This is a genomic window from Micromonospora sp. NPDC049529, assembly GCF_055586685.1.
Window position 1 is genome coordinate 90,388 of the sequence record NZ_JBVJHT010000007.1, and the last position, 16,215, is coordinate 106,602.

Sequence of the window (16,215 nt, forward strand, 5' to 3'; positions counted from 1 at the left end):
CTCACCTCGCCTCGGTCCGGATTCGCGGAGCGGTCGGGGTCGGGGTCGGAGCCGTCTCCGGCCGCTTCGCCGAGTCGGGGCGGTAGAGCACGTAGGTCGGCTTCTCCGCCGGCACGTCCGGCTCGGTCCACTCGCCCGCCCGGCTGCGCCGGGGACCCGGTACGGTCGTCGACTCCCTCGTCGGCCTGTCGTCGCCCGGCCCGCTCGACCCACCGACATCCTCGCGGCCGTCCGGCCGCTCGTTCGAGCGGGTCTCCGCGCCGTGCGACGGATCCTCCAACCGCGCCTCCGGGCGCAGGTTGCTCTGCTCGGCGACCACCTCCCGGCGCTTGCCCACCGCCCGGTCACCACGGGAGTCGGAGTCCTCCGACCGGGACGACTCCCGCAGGTCGCGCAGGAACCGGCGATGCCAGGACTGCTCCGCCTCGACCGTACGGGTGCTGGTCTTGCCGCCGAGCTGGGTGATCCGCCGGTACGGCCGCAGCAGCAGCCACCCCACCACGCCGGTGAGGAAGACCAGCACGACCTGGAGCCAACCGGGCAGCGTCGGTGTGCTCATCACCAGGTCGACGGCGAAGAGGTAGATCGCGGCCCCGGTGCCGAAGATGGCGATGTTGAACACCGCCGCGACGACCGCGTTCGCCAGCCGGCGCAGGCCGGCGCTGGCCGGACGCATCAGACCGACCGTGCCGAGCACCGGGGCGGCGATCACCGCCCACCGGAAGATGAGGAAGCCGAGCAGCACCAGCAGCGACGCGGTCAGGTCGAACATGGCGAAGAGCAGGGCGGCGAGCAGGGCGATGAAACCGGCCCCGATCCGCTCCATGTCGCGGGTGCCCTGGAGATACTCGTACGCCTCCGGGTCCTCCACCTTGATCTGCTGGGCGACCTTGTTCCACTGGTTCTTCTTCGCCTCGAAGATGGTGTCCCGGGTGGTCGGGTTGGCCCGCAGCCGCTCGGTTTCCTCCCAGGTCAGCGACTTGGCGTCGTACAGCGCCTCGCCGTACTTCTTGGCGGTCTCGCTGTCGGCCGAACCGAGCAGGCCACGCAGCCAGTTGCGGTAGAGCATCGTCTCGGTCGAGATGTCGCTGGCCCGTACGGCCGGCGGCCGGTTGTCGGCGCACCACTTCGGGTCGGGAAGCGCGCACTCGTCCGGCGGTACGTCCTTCGACGACGGGCCGACCGCGCCGTGCACCACACTCAGGGTGGTGATCAGGGAGTTGTCGGCGATGTTCGCGGACTGCACCGGCCAGGCGGCCAGGGCGGTCACCGCGACCATCACCAGCAGCGCCCAGGCGGCGGTCGTCATCGCGTGGCTCATCTCGGACTGCCGGGACCGCCACAGCAGATAGAGCCCGACAATACAGAGAGTGATGATGCCGAAGACGCTGAAGACCTTCTCGTAGACCGCCTTCGTCGCCTGTTCGACCAGTGGGTTGGCCCACTCCCACATGGTCCGGGGATCCCAGGCCCGCTCGCGCAGCGCGTTCGACGCACCGATGACCGAGGTCGCCGCCATCAGCTCACCGCTGGCCACCTTGGTCAGCGCGAGGCTGGCCGGGTTGACCACACCGGCGGCGCAGCCGCCCTCCTGGTCGTACGTCTCGTAGCTGTAGCCGGCGTAGCCGTAGTCGCTGTAGAGCCCGCGTACGCCGGGTTCCTTGACCGAGTCCGGGCGGGCGGCGAACCAGCCGGCCAGGCCCGAGTCGGGGGTGCCCGGCGTCGGCGGGTCCAGGCAGTCGGCGGTGGCCCCGGTGACGTCCTGGAGCTTGTCCACGCAGGCCCGGAAGTCCGCCTGCCACTCCTCGGTCGTGCAGAGGTCGGTCGGTGCCAGGGCCGGTAGCCCGGCGGGCGGCGCGGCCGTGGCCGTGGCCGCGCCGAACAGGGGCCAGGACACGGTCGCCACCGCGAGTACGGCGAGGGCGAGGAGGAACGCGATGCTGCGTACGCCGGCCCGCGCCATGTCAAGCCTCCAGGTCCGCGAGGGGGATGGGGAGGTTGGCCGGAGTCGAGGCCGCGCTCGCCGGAGTGGTGTCCAGATGGTCGAGCAGGCCCTCGACGTACGACACGTCGACCCGGATCTTCTGCACCCGTCCGTCGACGTCCCGCATCACGAACTCGCGGAAGCCGAGCCGGGCGGCCGACGAGGCGTCCACACTGGACAGCGAGGCGAGGGTGGCCTCGTAGCCGTCGTTGACCGGCACCCGGAGCAGGCGCAACGCCTCGGAGGCGATTTCGGTGTCCTCGGCGATCCGGCCCACGAACACCGTCGACACCAGGTTCTGCACGTCCAACCCGAGGATGTCGCGCGGGTTCTGCGACGCCACCAGGGCGGCCAGGTTCCACTTGCGGGAGTCGCGGGCGAGCCGGACCAGGAACGACCGGCCGGAGCGCCAGCCCTCCATGAAGTGCGCCTCGTCCAGCCCGACCATCTTCCGCGACGACATCGAGCCGCCGTAGCAGCGGCGGACCGCGAGCCGGTGCGCGGTGTGCAGCATCGGCAGCGCGAGCGCCTCCTCGGCCGACCAGTACTCGCGCTCGATCTTCAGGTCGGGCAGCCGCAGCCCGGCCATCGTGATCACGGTGAGCGCGGCGTCGGCGCCGAGCAGCCCGGCCGGCGGTCGGCCGAAGAAGAGCAGCGCCAACGGCATCTCGGCGGTGTCGAGCAGGAGGTTCGCCAGCTCCTTGCCCTCGTCGTTGTCGAGCGTGGCCAGGCAGGCGACCACGTCGTCCAGGGTGGACGTCTCCTCCGCCGGCACCTGGCGTACGGCGTGCCGCAGCAGGGTGGCGGTGGACGCCTCGCGGGCGACCTGCGGCGGCACCAGCATCATGCAGATGTCCTGCACCAGCATCCGGCGCTCGGCGCGGGAGTTGGAGATGGCGATCTCGAACTCCCGGTCACCGCCGGCCCCGGTCGGGAACTCCGACCGCAGCGGCGTCGGGATCAGCGCGTACGGCGCCAGCGTCCCCTGCTCCGACCCGGTCAGGTTCAGCACCCGCGAGTACGGCCGCAGCTCCGGCATGGCGCAGAGCCGGGCCAGCGGGCCGGACGGGTCGAGCAGGGTCACCTGCACCCCGCGCCGGGCGGCCAGGTAACCCAGGGCCCCGAGCAGAGTCGACTTGCCACCACCTGGCTCGGCGACGAAGACCCCCAGCCCGGAGCGTTCGCGTACCTCCATCGGGAAGTGCAGGTCGAGGAAGACCGGCCGGCGACAGGTTCCCGCCGTACGCCCGATCAGGTCGCCCCGGCGGTCGCCGACCGTCGACGCGGCCTGGGGCAGCGCGGCGGCCAGCAGGTTGACCGGCATCCGCCGGATGTAGCCGGTGTTGGCGATCGGTTCGCCGGGGATGAACTCGCGGGCCAGCCAGTCCTGGTTCTTCGGGTGTTGCAGCGAGATGCGCAGCTCCCGCGAGTAGAGCTGGATCAACCGCCGGGCCCGTTCGAGGCATTCCTCCCGGGTACGCCCGCCGACCGCGATCCGGTGCCAGCCGTGCGCGCGGGCCGAGTCGACCGGCAGGCCGGTGGTCATCTCGTCGCCGATGATCAGCGCGCGCTTGGCGAGCCGCTCCAACTCCGGCGGCGCGTCGATGCCGTGCTCGGCGTAGTCGAGCTGCTGCGACCGGATCATCCGGAGCCGGTGTTCGAGGTTACGGAACGAGTCACCGGAGCCGAGGATGTCGATCCGGGTGGAGAGCTCCATCGGCCACGGTAGCCGTTCGTGGAAGTGCAGCCACGGCTCGTGCCGCTCGGGGATCTCCAGCGGTTCCATCCGGCCGACGGCGAGCACCGCCACGTGCCGCTCCTCGCCGGTCATCCGGTTGACCAGCTTCACCGTGGAGCCGTACGGGCTGCGGTAGCGCTCGACCTGTTCGGTCAGGGCGAGCAGGTCGCCACGTTCCCACTGGCCGTTGGTGACCGGCGACAGGGTGCCCGGCGGGGCCATGCAGAGGGCGACCGAGCGGTAGAGCAGCCACTCCAGCTCGGTGGCGGTGACCCGCCGGCCACGCATGCCGAACGCGCCGAGCACCTCGTCGAACTGCTCGACGGTACGACCGAGCTTGCGCCGCTCCCCGTCGGCCACCCCCCGGCCGAAGGTGCGCAGAACCCGTTCGGTGAGCGAGTTGCCGAGCGAGCGGCGGGCGAAGGTGACGCCGAGATAGGTCTGACCCTCGGCGTGGTTCACCGAGAGCAGGTGCCGCTGGGCGGCGACCAGGTGATCCGACCAGCTCGCCGCACCGGCCACGGCGGCGAGCGGGTTCGGGGTGTGCGCGTCGACGGTCCGGGCCCACTCGTCGGCCGGGAACGGGCGGGTGGTCCGGCGCAGGTGCAGCCGGAACCCGGCGAGGCCGGCGTACTGCTCGGAGATGGCGGCGAGCAGCGCTTCCCGTTCGGCGTCGGGGCGGAACGCCCAGCGCACCTCGGGCAGCCAGTACCAGGCGGTCACCGTGTTCGGGGTGAAGGTCAGGTGACCGGCGATCTCGGTGATGGCGAGTTCGATCGCCGGATCGCGGTCGGTGAACTTGACCTTCGGTGGGCGTACCTGGGTCGGGTTCGGTTCGGATTCGCGGCGCCGCGACCGGCCGGTCCGCTCGCCCGATCCGGAGCGCTCCCGGCCCCGGCGTGACCCGGTGCCGTCCCGCCGCCCACGGGGCTCGTCCTCCGGTGGCGGCTGCTCGGCCTGGGCCTGCCGTGGGTCCGGGGCCTGCTGGGGGTCGGGGCGGCTCTGCCGGAAGCCGGTGTCGGCGGGGCGTTCGGGTCCGGGGGCGCCGGTGCCGGTGTCGGCCGGGCGGACTCCGCTGCGGGCGGTCGGTGCCTCGGCGCCACGGACGGCGTCCCACTGGTCGTCGGCGTACGGATCGCCGGGCGACTGCGGGTGCGGGGCCTCGGGAACCGTCACCGGGTGGGCCGACTGCTCGGGAATGCGTCGACGGGTGCCCGCGCCGGCCGAGGTGACGGCCCGCTGGGTGGGTGGGCCGGTGGCGATCCGTCGGCGGGCGGGGTCGATCGCGGGTACGGCCGTCTCCGGCGTACGGGGTCGTGGGGTCGGCTCGGGCAGATCGTCGGGTTCCCAGGAGGGCAGTTCCGCCGGGTGCGCCGCCCAATCGGGGTCCGCCGGGGCGATGGCGTCCGGGGCCGTCCGGTGCGGTTCGGGCTGGTTGGTGACGGGGCGGCCGGGTGTGGGCCGGGTGCCGGCCGGACGGGGTGGTGGCCCCTGGTGCGGTGCGATCGGCGGCTGCGGTGGACCGGCGGGTGGTAGGGCCGGCGCGGGGGTGGGCCGGGGTGGCGGCGGGACCGGCAGCGCGCCGCCGAACAGGTCGAGGAACGGCGAGTCGATGTCGGGTCCGTCGGCCGGTGGCGGAGCCGCGCTCGGGGTGGCCGGCGCGGCCGGTCGCCCCCGGGCCGGCTGGGGCGCCTGGAAGACCGCGACGCCACCGTTTCCGGGGGTGCTGACGAGCGCGTCGTTGACGGTCTCGTTCTCGTCAAGATCAGGCTCGGCGTAGCTGATCGGTCGCGTACCGTTACCTCTGGGGCCGGCCGGACCGTCGGCCGGGTGAGCGGAACCCGGCGTGGCGGGGCGGGTCATGCCGTTGCCTCGCCCAACCGGAAAGCTCCCGTCACAGGCCTCGACCAGATGTCCACGCGCCGCCTCGATTCGTTCCACACGGCCGGTCCGGCCGCCACCCCGAGCCTTACGCTCGTCCGCTGCCTACTCATGCCAGGTCCTCCCGGATCCGGATCCGGGTCGCGATCAGCCGGGGATCGCGCTGCTCCGTGGCCGGCTCACGGGTACGCCGCCAGTCGGTCAGCGCGGTGCGGATGACCATGCGGGCGGGCCGGTCCGGGTCGACGTGCCGGAAGATGAAGGACGTGGTGACGATCGCGAGTGCGATTTCCCAGGCCGGAAAGAGCTCGACCTTCAGGGTGAACAGCCAGTGGATGAAGATGTAGAGCGGCACCAGCAGCATGAACAGGCCGTACTGGGCGTAGGGCAGGTGCACCGGCAGGGTGTAGCCGGGCGGCCCGAGATAGACCAGACGGGCTCGGTAGATGTCGTCGTCGGTACGCAGCCGCATCTGGATGCTCCGCGGTCTACTCGAAGATCAGTTCGATCAGGTATTCGCCGACGAAGAACAGCGTGGCGGCACCGGCGATGAAGGCCAGGCCGACGATGGCGATGGCCGAACTGGTCAGTACCTTCGAGATCTCACCCCGGCTGGCCCGACCGATGAAGATCACTCCGAGCACGGCGAGCAGGATCGGCGCGATCTTGCTCGCGAAGAACTGGACCATGCCTTCGGTGTTGATGCCCTTGGGTGCCGGCTCGGCGGCGAGCACGGCGGCAACCGTTTGGAACGCGTGCGCGCTGCTGGCCCACGCCGTCTCCGCCAGCTCCATGGCGACCATCGGAATCCTCCCCGGTGTGGCGACCCGAGTCGCCGCACTCCAGTTGTCGAACCCGGCCGATCCAGGGGGTCGGCCATGCGGTGCCGGGTTGACCCTCTGTCTCGACCTTCACCGCGAGCGGTGACGGTTTCTGGGCGTTTTGGTCCGCTTCGGCCCATCTCCTCAAGCTTCGACGTCCGGCTGTTGCGCAATTCCAAAGGGTACGGCCCGTGCCTGCTTGGAACAAGCCAAGTGGAGTGTCACCGTTACGGCTCGGATGTCCGGTCTAGTTGACCACCAGCTGCCCAGGTGGAGCGCGGTACGCCAAGTGCCGGTGGGTAACGTCTAGCCGTGACTGAGTTGGCTCCCGGCCCCGCCGAACCTCCCGGCCGGCGGCCGGCCCCGCCCTCGGCGGAGACCCCGACCGCCCCCGACCCCGCCCCGAGCATCGGCGTCGACCCGTCCGGCGCGGACGACCTGTTGCGTACGGACCGACCGGTCGTGATGGGGGTCCTCAACGTCACCCCCGACTCGTTCTCCGACGGTGGCCGCTACGCCGACCTCGACGCGGCCGTACGACACGGCCTGCGGATGTACCGCGACGGTGCCCGGCTGATCGACGTCGGCGGCGAGTCCACCCGGCCCGGCGCCGACCGGGTCGACGCCGAGACCGAGGCCGCCCGGGTACTGCCGGTCATCCGCGAACTGGCGGCACACGGCGTACCGATGAGCATCGACACCTACCGGGCCAGCGTGGCGGCGGCGGCGCTGGAGGCCGGCGTGACGGTGGTCAACGACGTCTCCGGCGGCCTGGCCGACCCGGACATGGTCAAGGTCGTCGCCGCCGCCGGCTGCCCCTGGGTGCTGATGCACTGGCGCGGGCACGCCAAGCAGATGCGTGACCTGGCCAACTACACCGACGTGGTGACCGACGTACGGGACGAGCTGGGACAACGGATCGCCGACGCGCTGGCCGCCGGGGTGGCCGCCGACCGGATAGTGATCGACCCCGGCCTCGGCTTCGCCAAACGGCCGGCCGACAACTGGCAGCTCACCGCCCGGCTGCCCGAGCTGCTGGCGCTCGGCTACCCGGTCCTCTTCGCCGCCAGCCGCAAGTCGTACCTCGGTGCGCTGCTCGCCGGCCCCGACGGCAGCCCACGCCCGACCGACGAGCGCGCCGCCGCCACCATCGCCACCAGCGTTCTCGCCGTCGCCGCCGGCGCCTGGGGGGTACGCGTGCACGACGTACGCGGCACCACCGACGCGCTCGCCGTCTGGCAGGCCAGCGGCCGCCCGCGCCTGGTCGGCCCGGTAGCCGCGCCGGCCAATCCGGAAGCCGTCCGATCCGATGCGGAGCCGCTGCGATGACCGACCGGATCGAACTGACCGGCCTGCGCGCCCGGGGCCACCACGGCGTCTTCGACTTCGAACGGGCCCAGGGGCAGGACTTCGTCGTCGACGTGGTGCTGGAACTCGACCTCGCCCCGGCCGCCCGCTCGGACGACGTGACCGACACCGTGCACTACGGGGAACTGGCCGGGGCGCTGGTCGCCATCGTCGGCGGCGAACCGGTCAACCTGATCGAGACGCTCGCCGAGCGGCTCGCCGCCGCCTGCCTCGCCGACCCACGGGTCGCCTCGGCCACGGTGACCGTGCACAAACCACAGGCGCCCATCCCGCACGAGTTCGCGGACGTGGCCGTCACCCTGACCAGGCGGAGGTAACCCGTGACCCAGGTGGTGCTCTCACTCGGCAGCAACCTCGGCGACCGGCTCGGGCACCTGCGCTCGGCCGTCGCCGCGCTCCAGGACGTACTGCTGGTGGTTTCCGGGGTCTACGAGACGCCGCCGTGGGGCGACCCGGACCAGCCGGCGTACCTCAACGCGGCGCTGCTCGCCGCGGACCCGGCGGCGGGGCCACGGGACTGGCTCGACCGGACCCGCGCGATCGAGGACGCGGCCGGCCGGACCCGCGACCCGGACCGGCCGTACGGGCCGCGCAGCCTGGACGTGGACGTGATCGGAGTCTGGACCGGGGACGGTGAGCCGGTGCACAGCGACGATCCGGAACTGACCCTGCCGCACCCACGGGCACACCTGCGGGCGTTCGTGTTACGCCCGTGGATCGACATCCAGCCGTACGGCAAGCTCCCCGGCCACGGCTGGCTGACCGACGTGATGAACACCGAACCCGTCGCGACCGACGTGCTGGACGTGCGCCCCCGACCGGATCTCCAGTTAGAGTCGATGTGACAAGTTGACGAGTCCTGTGGAGCGAGGAGACGCCGTGACTGAGCGGAGCGAGGTCACCGGTCGGCTCAGCCGTTCAGGTCATGACGACGACGAGCGCAGCGAGGAGACGGCATGACTGAGCGGAGCGAGGTCACCGGTCGGCTCAGCCGTTCAGGTCATGACGACGACGAGCGCAGCGAGGAGACGGCATGACCGAGCGGCAGTCCCCGCCGCGCGGGCCGACGGACGAGCGTCCCCGGATGGGCCCGACCCGGATTTCCACCCTGGTGGTCGCCGCGCTGGCCGCCGCCGCCCTGGCCTGGCTCCTGATCAGTCTGTTCTACAGTGACATCCCGCCGCTGCCGTGGCTGCCGCCGGCGACCATCGCGGCGCTCGCGGTGCTGGAGGGCTACGCCGCGATCGACACCCGCCTGCGGATCAACCGCCGGCCCGGCCGGGACCCGGTCGACCCGCTCACCGTGGCGCGTTACGTCGTACTGGCCAAGGCGTCCTCGATGGCCGCGGCCATCTTCGCCGGGTTCTACGCCGGAGTCGACGCCTGGCTGCTGGTCGAGCCGACCCGGGCGGCGGGGAACGACATCCCGGCGGCCACCGCCGGGCTGGTCGCGTCCCTGGGACTGGTCGTGGCGGCCCTCCTGCTGGAACGGGCCTGCCGGGTGCCGAAGCGCCCCGACGACGAGCGGGAAAACACCGACCGCGAGCCCTGACGGGACGGCGTGGATCGTCGCCGGCGCAGGGGGTGACGCCGGTGCCGGATCCGAGTAGCGTGCCTGCGACCGGTGGAAACTCGATTTTCCGTCGGGTCGGGTCCGGCGCTGTGACCGGTTCGGCCCCGGCGACCGTCGCGGGGCTGGGGATGGTCGGCACGACGACCGCGGGAGGCGTGCGATATGGCGTACGACGAGTCGATCTATCGGCGGCACGAGCCGACCGGACCGGGTCAGCGCGACGACCCGTGGTACGGCGAGTACGACTACTCCGACGATCCCGCTTCCCGCCAGACCGCCGGATACCAGCCCGGCCACTCCACCGGTTACCCGGCCGACGACTACCCGCCCGACACGTACTCCGGTGGCTACCGCCGGGGATCGGCGACGGCCGAGTTCTCCGCCGCCCCGGAGCCGATGACCGCGCCCCGACAGAGTGTGTCGCCGGCCGTACTCGACCATGTTTTCGACGACCCGGCACACGGCGAGCCCGGCCGTGACCGGTTGGGTGTGCACTTCGGCTGGGAGTTCGTGCTGCTGCTGGTCGGGGGCCTGCTGGCGTACGCGCTCTACCGGGCGGACCCGGACCTGCTGCGCGGGGCCGCGCTGGACCGGCTGCTGGTCGACGGGGCGGCGATCGGCGCGCTGACCCTCGGCGCCGGTCTGACGCTGCGCGCCGGGGCGCCGAACCTCGCCGTCGGCCCGGTCGCCGTCGCGGCGGCCCTGCACTTCGCCGAGAACGGGGACCGGGGGGTCATCGCCGTCATGATCCCGGCGGTGCTGTTCGCGGCCGCCGCCGGCCTGGTGATCGCGTTGCTGGTGGTGGGCTTCCACGTGCCGGGTTGGGGGGCCAGCCTGGCGGTCGCGCTCGGGGTGCTGGTCTTCATCCAGCAGCGGTCCGGCCCGGTCGACGTCCAAGGGAACTACGACCCGACCCGGCACGCCCTCTACCTGTTCGGCGGCTTCGCCGCGCTGGCGCTGCTGGGCGGCCTGCTGGGCATGATCAAAGCGGTACGCCGCTCGGTCGGCCGGTTCCGACCGGTCGGTGACCCGGCCCGCCGTCGCGGCGGGGTGGCCGCCACCATCACCATGCTGTCGATCGTCATCTCGATGGTCGCGGCGGCCCTGGCCGGTGTGCTGCTGGCCGCAGACGGAACCGGACGGGTGGCGCCGACCTCCGGGCTGGAGTGGTCCGGGTTGGCGATCGGCGCCGCACTGGTCGGCGGCACCAGCGCGTACGGCCGCCGGGGCGGCGTCTTCGGCACCCTGTTCGCGGTCACCGCACTCACGCTCTTCCTCGCGTACGAGAACCAGGCGAACTGGAATATCGCGCTCGCCGCCACCGCCGCCGTCACGGTGGCCGCCGGGCTGGTCGTGACCCGGCTGGTGGAGACGTTCGGGCGGCCCCGTTCGGCCGGTGGTGAGGTGGAGGAGCAGTGGCAGCCGGAGACCGCCCGGTCCGGCCCGCCACCGCCGGCACCGAACTGGAGCGAGGAGCCCCCGCAGCGACCGGAGTGGTCCTCCGTGCTGCCGGAGCAGCCGCCGGCCGGGCGTACGGACCCGTGGGGCAACGACCGCTGGGGCTCCGACCGCTGATCCAGGCCGGGGTGGTCGGCGCGTCACCTGGGTACTCCGGGTGCCGCCCGGACGGGAGCCGGTTAGGCTCGGCGCTATGACCGAATCGTCAGCCGGTGCCCGGAACGGATCCGCGTTCGCGCAGCTCGATGCGCTGTCCACTGAGGAGTTGCGGGAGCGGGCGTTCGCCCGTGCCCGAGAGCGGCTCGATGTCGCCTTCTTCTGGTCGGTGCTGCGCCACCTGCCGAACGCCGACGAGGCCACGGTCCTGGACGGCTCGCCCAACTCGGTCGGCCCGACGGTGGACGAGGCGGTGGCGCTCTGGCGGCAGCTCACCGGACACGGGTACGCGGAACCCGACACCGAACCGTTGCTCCGGGCCGCTTTCATCGACTACCTGCTGAAGCACTGACCGGCAGTATCGCCACTGAATGCCGGCACCTGCCGGATATCCGGTCTTTCGGACATCTGCTTATCGTGGCGTGATTTTCGCCTTGATGCCTATCATCGGGCTGGGCATCATCGGGTGAGTCAGGCTCAGGTTTGTCCGCCGGAGCGCGTTGGGAACTAACGCGCCATGGCTCTCACCAATCGCTACAGATCCGCAACGGGTGCGGGCACCGTGGCCGCGCTCATCCTGGTCCTGATCTTCGGCAGCCCCTGGTACGTCGACTGGGCCGGGGACAACACCGATCCGAACACGGCGGGCGGCTGGTTCCTGCGGCTGCTCTCCTGGCCGGCCTGGCGGTTCGACTCCGACGACTCGGTGCAGAACGTCATCGCCGCCGACCTCAGGGCGATCCTGGTCGTCGTACTCACCGCGCTCTTCCTCTATCTGCTGCCCGGCTCGCAACTCGCCCGAGCGCGGGGCACGCTCAGCCAGCTGTTCGCCGGCTGGTCGGCGTACGTCTTCGCCGGTGCCTTCGCGGCGCTGCTCACCACGCTGATCCAGGCTGACCCGACGCTGCTCGGCGCCTTCCGCGCAGCCGGCGAAGGAGCCGCCTACGGCCTCTTCACCGGCTGGATCATCGGCCTCGCCACCCTCGGCGCCCGCCGCTAGCCCCCATCGCCCCGTGCGTCCCCACCCCTCCCGTCGGCCGTTCGCGCTGTTGTAGAGAAAGAGTGGAAATTCCGGCGGGGATAGCCACTCTTTCTCTACATGAGGCCACGCCTGCGCCCTGGCGGGGGCGCGGGCGGCGCGGGGGGAGAGAGGGGTGGGAGAGGGGGTGGGTTAGGTGATGGGGTCGGCGGGGTAGTCGATGCTGAGGATTCGGTGGCGGCTGAGGAGGCCGACGGGGGTGTTGTTCTCGGTCACCCAGGTTTCGTCGGCGTTGGTGACGAGCAGGGTGGCCAGCGCGTCGTAGAGCGACGAGCCGAGCGCCACCCGGGGCAGTGAGGTGTCGGCCGGTCCGCTCGGCGGTGGTTTGAGCAGGTCGCGGGTGATCGGCGTGACGGCGAGGCGGCGGATGCCCCGGTCGGCGCCGACGAACTCCCGGACGAACGGCGAGGCCGGCTCGCCGAGCAGGGTGGCCGGTGCGGCGTACTGCTCCAGTCGGCCGCCCTGGGAGAGGATCGCGATCCGGTCGCCGAGCCGGACCGCCTCGTCCAGGTCGTGGGTGACCAGCACGATGGTCTTGTGTACCTCGGCCTGGAGCCGGAGGAACTCCTCTTGGAGTCGGGCGCGGGCGATCGGGTCCACCGCCGAGAACGGCTCGTCCATCAGCAGTACCACCGGGTCGGCGGCCAGGGCGCGGGCCACCCCGACCCGCTGGCGCTGACCACCGGAGAGTTCGTGCGGGTAGCGCCGGCCGAACTTGCTCGGGTCGAGCCCGACCAGTTCGAGCAACTCGTCGGAGCGGCTCCGGATCCGGGCCCGGGACCAGCCCAGCAGGCGCGGTACGGTGCCGACGTTGGCCTGCACCGTCTGATGTGGAAAGAGTCCGACGTTCTGGATCACGTACCCGATCCGGCGGCGGAGCTCGACCGGGTCGGCCCGGGTGACGTCCTCGTCGTCGAGCAGGACCCGCCCACCGGACGGCTCGATCAGCCGGTTGATCATGCGCAGGACGGTGGACTTGCCGCAGCCGGACGGCCCGATCAGCACCACCAGCTCCCCGGCGGGCACCGTCAGGTCGAGTGCGTTGACCGCCACGGTCCCGTCCGGGTACTGCTTGCGGACCCCCTCCAGTCGGATCGACGCGGCACTCGCCGACCCGCCGACCGGTGTCCTGCCGGTACGGGGCGAGCCGTCCGACGCGCTGCGGTGCGACGCCGTGGAATCGTCCTTCGGGGTAGCGTTCACCTATGTCCTTCCACCTGCTCTACCGGGAAGCCCCGGGCAATCCGTGGTTCTCCTGGCAGTACGTGCGGGACAACTCTGACACCATTCTTGCCGCACTGCGAGAACACGCGAGCCTGACCGCGCAGGCGGTGTTACTCGCCGCACTGATTGCGATACCGCTCGCGGTCGCGGCGTACTGGTTCCGTGCTCTCGCCGGCCCGATTCTCGCACTGTCCGGGATTCTCTACACGGTTCCCTCGCTCGCGCTCTTCGCTTTCCTCGCACCGGTGCTCGGCATCGGCACCACGACGGTTCTGGTCGGTCTTGTTCTCTACGCCCTGTTGCTGATCATCAGAAACACGCTCGCCGGGCTCAACCAGGTCCCGACCGAGGTACGCGACGCCGCCGAGGGCATGGGGTACGGCCGGCTCGGCCGCCTGCTCCGGATCGACCTGCCGCTGGCCCTGCCCGGCATCCTCACCGGGCTACGGCTGGCGACCGTCTCCACCGTGGCGCTGGTCACGGTCGGCGTGCTGGTCGGGCACGGCGGGCTCGGTCAGCTCATCCTCGGTGGCTTCCGGAACAACTTCTTCAAGGCCGAGATCTTCACCGGCACCGTGCTCTGCGTGGTCCTGGCCCTGGTGCTCGACCTGATCCTTGCCGGCATCGGCAAGCTGCTGACACCGTGGATCGTCCGGGGGAGGGCCCGATGAACGCGCTCGAACAGGCCGTGGTCTGGCTCAACGACCCGCTGAACTGGACCAACCCCGGCGGTGTCCTGGACCGGCTGGGCGAGCACCTGACCATCTCGACGGCGGCGGTCGCGCTCGGCTGCCTGGTCGCGTGGCCGATCGGGCTCTGGCTCGGGCACATCGGCCGGGGCGGCGGCTTCGTGTTGCTGATCTCGAACGTGACGCTGGCCATCCCGACGATCGCGCTGCTGACCATCCTGCCGCTGACCGCCCTGGGCTTCGGCCAACGCCCGGTGATCGTGGCGCTGGCGGTGTTCGCCGTGCCACCGCTGCTGGCGAACGCGTACACGGGGGTGCGGGAGGTCGACCCGCAGACCCGGGACGCGGCCAGGGGGATGGGACTGTCCGGGGGACAGCTGCTGCGGCGGGTCGAACTGCCGCTGGCGGTGCCGTACCTCGCCGCCGGGTTCCGTACGGCGGCGGTGCAGGTGGTGGCCACGGCGGCGCTCGCCTCGTTCGTCAACGGTGGTGGCCTCGGGCAGATCATCAGCGCCGGGTTCGGGCTCGGCATCGCGGTCGGCGGGGGGCAGATCCTGGCCGGCGGTCTGCTGGTGGCGCTGCTCGCGGTGCTGGTGGAGCTGATCCTGGCCGGCGTCGAGCGGCTGGTCACCCCGCGTCCGCTGCGCCGCCGGAGTCGGCGGGCCGAGCGCCGCGCCGCCGCCGCTGTCGGCGGCTCCTGAGCCTCGCCCCGGGTGCCGATGCTCAGGGGCGTCGACCCGAGTGCCGACGCTCAGGGGCGTCGGACTGACCGCGCCACGTTCGCCGACGTCGGCGGGGGTGGGGGATCCACGAGTGGCGTTGCTCGCACCGTTTGGGCGAGGTGATCCCGGCCACCGCCGGGCGGTCGGCCCGACGGGGTCCGCCGGGCCGCGTAACCGCCCGCGCGAGCGCCGTACGGTGGCCCGCCGGCGTGCCCCTCCCGGATCCGTACGCCGAGTGCCAGTCAGGGATCCAGCCTTCCCGTCCGGCGATCCTGACCTCCGGGTCAGCCCGATTCCGGTGCCCGGCTTACCCGTTATCGGGCCTGGCTAACAGTGTGACGATCCGGTGACGACATCTCCCCCGAGTTGTCGGCGAGTGCGCGACGATGTTGGGTGGGAGGTCGCGGGCGATCGCCTTGTCAGATCGTCCGTCGGACACGCGGCCGGCCCTCGGGCCGCGCCGGGACACGGAAGGCGGGCGTCATGCGCGCACGTACACGGCTGGCGGTGGGAGCGGTCGGCGCACTCGCGGCGGCCACTTTCCTCGCCGGATGCGGGGAATCGGGATCGTCCGGGACCGAGGCACCACAGGGAGCGGCGACGGGTGCCGGTTGCGCACCGGTGGCCGGCAAGAAGCTGGTGGTTCTCGAGGACGACAAGAAACTGCAGGATACGGACAACATCATTCCGGCGATCAACGCGAAGGCCGCCACGCCGGAGCTGGTCGCCGCGCTGGACAAGGTCTCCGCCGCCGTCGACACGCCGAAGCTGATCCAGTTGAACAAGGCCGTCGACGTCGACCGGAAGACCCCGAAGGTGGCGGCCGAGGAATTCGCCGCCGCGAACAACCTCACCAGTGGGATCACCAAGGGTGCCGGTGGACCGATCACGGTCGGGGTGGCCAACTTCAGCGAGAACCAGACCCTCGGTGAGCTCTACTCGATCGCCCTGACCGCGGCCGGATTCCAGGTCAAGGTCCAGACGATCGGCAACCGGGAACTGTACGAGCCGGCGCTGGAGAAGGGTGAGATCCAGGTGGTGCCGGAGTACGCCGCCACCCTCGCCACCTTCCTCAACGGCAAGGTCAACCAGGGCAGCACCACCCCGGTAGCCTCCTCCGACCTGACCCAGACGGTCACGAACCTGAAGGGTCTCGGTGAGAAGGTCGGTCTGACCTTCGGTGCCGCCTCCACCGCCCAGGACCAGAACGCCTTCGCGGTGACCCAGGGCTTCGCCGACCAGCACGGGCTCAAGACCCTGTCGGACCTGGCCGCCAAGTGCTCCGGTACGGCCACCATCCTCGGTGGGCCGCCGGAGTGCCCGCAGCGGCCGAAGTGCCAGGCCGGGTTGGTCGAGGTCTACAACTTCAAGGCCGGTTCGTTCAGCTCGCTGGACGCCGGTGGCCCGCAGACCAAGTCCGCGCTGACGACCGGTTCGATCAGTGTGGGTCTGGTGCTCTCCTCCGACGGTGAACTCGCCGTCGGTTGATCCAACCGTACGAACCGCCCGTGGGGGTCGGCGCCGCGCTCAGCGGTGGCGGCCCCCGCGTCGCGTACGGGTCG

General features: G+C 71.6%; 15 protein-coding genes. 10 read left to right on the forward strand and 5 right to left on the reverse strand.

Going from position 1 to position 16,215, the window contains the following annotated elements; genetic code table 11:
• Position 1: 1 nt before the first annotated feature.
• The 4 genes from ACZ6QQ_RS13810 to ACZ6QQ_RS13825 form a co-directional block, all read right to left on the reverse strand.
• Positions 2–1,963, reverse strand: coding sequence for an MFS transporter (locus ACZ6QQ_RS13810; protein ID WP_465876397.1), 1,962 nt, complete (start codon positions 1,961–1,963; stop codon positions 2–4).
• Position 1,964: 1 nt separating this feature from the next.
• Positions 1,965–5,585: an ATP-binding protein gene (locus ACZ6QQ_RS13815; protein ID WP_465876399.1), complete on the reverse strand. Its 3,621-nt coding sequence runs from the start codon at positions 5,583–5,585 to the stop codon at positions 1,965–1,967.
• 127 nt (positions 5,586–5,712) lie between these two features.
• Entirely contained in the window at positions 5,713–6,075 is a 363-nt protein-coding gene (locus ACZ6QQ_RS13820) for a hypothetical protein (RefSeq protein ID WP_329106283.1), read from the reverse strand.
• Positions 6,076–6,091: 16 nt separating this feature from the next.
• Positions 6,092–6,406: a hypothetical protein gene (locus ACZ6QQ_RS13825; RefSeq protein ID WP_465876400.1), complete on the reverse strand. Its 315-nt coding sequence runs from the start codon at positions 6,404–6,406 to the stop codon at positions 6,092–6,094.
• A gap of 483 nt (positions 6,407–6,889) precedes the next feature.
• On the opposite strand from ACZ6QQ_RS13825, the gene folP reads away from it, so the two are divergent.
• The 7 genes from folP to ACZ6QQ_RS13860 all read left to right on the forward strand — a co-directional run bounded on the left by folP (position 6,890) and on the right by ACZ6QQ_RS13860 (position 11,979).
• Positions 6,890–7,753: a dihydropteroate synthase gene (gene folP / locus ACZ6QQ_RS13830; RefSeq protein ID WP_465876791.1), complete on the forward strand. Its 864-nt coding sequence runs from the start codon at positions 6,890–6,892 to the stop codon at positions 7,751–7,753.
• A complete protein-coding gene (gene folB, locus ACZ6QQ_RS13835) occupies positions 7,750–8,109 on the forward strand; it encodes a dihydroneopterin aldolase (RefSeq protein ID WP_465876402.1) in 360 nt (119 codons plus the stop codon). The genes folP and folB overlap by 4 nt, the downstream gene beginning before the upstream one ends.
• Before the next feature lie 3 nt (positions 8,110–8,112).
• Entirely contained in the window at positions 8,113–8,637 is a 525-nt protein-coding gene (gene folK, locus ACZ6QQ_RS13840; RefSeq protein WP_465876403.1) for a 2-amino-4-hydroxy-6-hydroxymethyldihydropteridine diphosphokinase, read from the forward strand.
• A 239-nt stretch (positions 8,638–8,876) separates the two neighbouring features.
• Complete coding sequence (locus ACZ6QQ_RS13845; protein ID WP_465876792.1) at positions 8,877–9,344, forward strand: DUF3180 domain-containing protein; 468 nt, start codon at positions 8,877–8,879, stop codon at positions 9,342–9,344.
• Positions 9,345–9,527: 183 nt separating this feature from the next.
• A complete protein-coding gene (locus ACZ6QQ_RS13850) occupies positions 9,528–10,940 on the forward strand; it encodes an ABC transporter permease (RefSeq protein WP_465876404.1) in 1,413 nt (470 codons plus the stop codon).
• A gap of 76 nt (positions 10,941–11,016) precedes the next feature.
• Positions 11,017–11,331 carry a hypothetical protein gene (locus tag ACZ6QQ_RS13855; protein WP_465876406.1) on the forward strand — a complete coding sequence of 105 codons (315 nt, stop codon included), beginning with the start codon at positions 11,017–11,019 and terminating at the stop codon, positions 11,329–11,331.
• A gap of 165 nt (positions 11,332–11,496) precedes the next feature.
• On the forward strand, positions 11,497–11,979 hold the full coding sequence (locus tag ACZ6QQ_RS13860; protein WP_465876407.1) for a hypothetical protein: 483 nt from the start codon (positions 11,497–11,499) through the stop codon (positions 11,977–11,979).
• Positions 11,980–12,150: 171 nt separating this feature from the next.
• Here the strand turns inward: ACZ6QQ_RS13860 and ACZ6QQ_RS13865 are convergent, their stop codons facing one another.
• Positions 12,151–13,113: an ABC transporter ATP-binding protein gene (locus tag ACZ6QQ_RS13865; protein ID WP_465876793.1), complete on the reverse strand. Its 963-nt coding sequence runs from the start codon at positions 13,111–13,113 to the stop codon at positions 12,151–12,153.
• Positions 13,114–13,223: 110 nt separating this feature from the next.
• On the opposite strand from ACZ6QQ_RS13865, the gene ACZ6QQ_RS13870 reads away from it, so the two are divergent.
• The 3 genes from ACZ6QQ_RS13870 to ACZ6QQ_RS13880 all read left to right on the forward strand — a co-directional run bounded on the left by ACZ6QQ_RS13870 (position 13,224) and on the right by ACZ6QQ_RS13880 (position 16,141).
• Positions 13,224–13,913, forward strand: a complete 690-nt coding sequence (locus tag ACZ6QQ_RS13870; RefSeq protein WP_465876409.1) for an ABC transporter permease — start codon at positions 13,224–13,226, stop codon at positions 13,911–13,913.
• Positions 13,910–14,632, forward strand: coding sequence for an ABC transporter permease (locus ACZ6QQ_RS13875; protein WP_465876410.1), 723 nt, complete (start codon positions 13,910–13,912; stop codon positions 14,630–14,632). Before ACZ6QQ_RS13870 ends, ACZ6QQ_RS13875 begins: the two co-directional genes overlap by 4 nt.
• 504 nt (positions 14,633–15,136) lie before the next feature.
• Positions 15,137–16,141: a glycine betaine ABC transporter substrate-binding protein gene (locus tag ACZ6QQ_RS13880; RefSeq protein WP_465876412.1), complete on the forward strand. Its 1,005-nt coding sequence runs from the start codon at positions 15,137–15,139 to the stop codon at positions 16,139–16,141.
• Positions 16,142–16,215 lie beyond the last annotated feature (74 nt).